Source organism: Vibrio sp. Vb0304, from assembly GCF_033338995.1.
GTDB classification, from domain to species: Bacteria; Pseudomonadota; Gammaproteobacteria; order Enterobacterales; family Vibrionaceae; genus Vibrio; species Vibrio alginolyticus.
The window spans coordinates 1-1420 of sequence record NZ_JAWOTT010000126.1 but is presented as its reverse complement, the minus strand read 5'-3'; the positions used below and the strand labels follow the sequence as shown (position 1 = coordinate 1420).

Annotated in this window: 1 protein-coding gene and 1 pseudogene; both read left to right on the top strand. The window is 48.2% G+C overall.

Annotated elements, in window-relative coordinates; all coding sequences use genetic code 11:
* A pseudogene (locus R7P35_RS24360) lies at positions 1-219 on the top strand (methyl-accepting chemotaxis protein); the annotation flags it as partial.
* Positions 220-512: 293 nt separating this feature from the next.
* Positions 513-1420: HlyD family secretion protein (locus tag R7P35_RS24355; protein WP_318092911.1), on the top strand; the 908-nt coding region annotated here is incomplete at its 3' end.

Here is a 1420-nt window from a genome sequence, read left to right as displayed (position 1 = left end):
AAAGGCGCAGATAACATTGCAGAAATGAGCATTCAAATTGCGAGTGCTTGCAGCGAGCAAAGCTCGGTAACAGAAGAGCTGCATCGTAACGTGGAACACATCAACCAGTTCTCTAGTGAAGTGGCGACAGGTTCACGCCAAACAGCAATTGCATGTCGCGATTTAAGTGAGCTGGCGGTAGGTCTACAAGAGATCGTCAGTCAATTCAAAACTGCATAGTCACTCACGTCATTCTTATCTATTCAAGCCCAGCGCTCATCGCTGGGCTTTTTTAATGTCATTTGCCGATAAAAACCGGAGCTTGGTCAAGGTTCTTTAAATTGAGGCCTTCATAGCCCACTTCCAACGCTAAGCCTCTCTATTTAAAAAGAATCGCTTGTAGATAAAATGCTAAGCTCTAAAAAGAAATCGTTATGGATGGCGGTTAGCGACGGGTTGGCGGGCTCAATCAACACGCTCCCGTTCGCAAGTTATCTATTCATGCATTACCTCTTCAAAGGAAGCACCGCACTATGAAGCGAATCATTTTTGGCACATTGATTATTGCCCTTTTAAGCGCCTGTTCGAAAGATAACACGCACCAAGCGCTTGGCACCTTAGAACGTGACCGCGTAACGTTTACCGCCACATCTAATGAGATAATTAGAGCCCTTCCTGTCAAAGAAGGCAGCTTGGTCAGTGAAGGGGAAGTGTTGGTTCAGCTCGATACCAAGAATCAACAAGCAGTTCTTGCGCACGCCGTTGCCGAGCAAGCCAAAGCGGGAGCGTATTTGCTTAAATTGACCAATGGTGAACGCCCAGAAGACATTGCTGCTGCATCGGCACGCGTAGCCCGAGCGGAAGCGCAGCTCACCGAAGCGCAGAAAAACTATCAACGCAAAGCAGAACTAGTGCGTAAAAAACTCATCAGTCAATCCGAAAAAGATTCCGCTCTTGCGGCAAGGGACTCGGCGAGAGCCGAATTAGACTCAGCAAAAGAAGAGTTCAGTAAGCTCACCGCAGGTTCTCGCCTCGAAGACATCGAACAAGCTAAAGCCGCTTTAATGGCGGCAAAAGCCGAAGTAGCGTTGCAAGAGCAAAAACTGGCAGAACTCACCATCACGGCTACGCGTGACGGTACGCTCGATAATTTGCCTTACAATCTTGGCGAACGCGTACCAGTGAACGGTGTGGTTGCCGTGATTCAAGCCAACCGCGTGCCGTATGCGCGAGTGTATGTTCCTGCCGATTATCGAATCGGGTTTATTCCTGGGAAAACCGTGACGGTAAATGTCGATGGACTTGAGAGTCCATTACAAGGCACCGTTCGTTGGGTGGCTAGTGAGCCTTCATTCACACCCTACTTCGCACTAACCGAAGAAGAACGTTCACGATTGATGTATCTAGCAGAAGTTGATTTACCTGAGTCTGCAAAAACGTT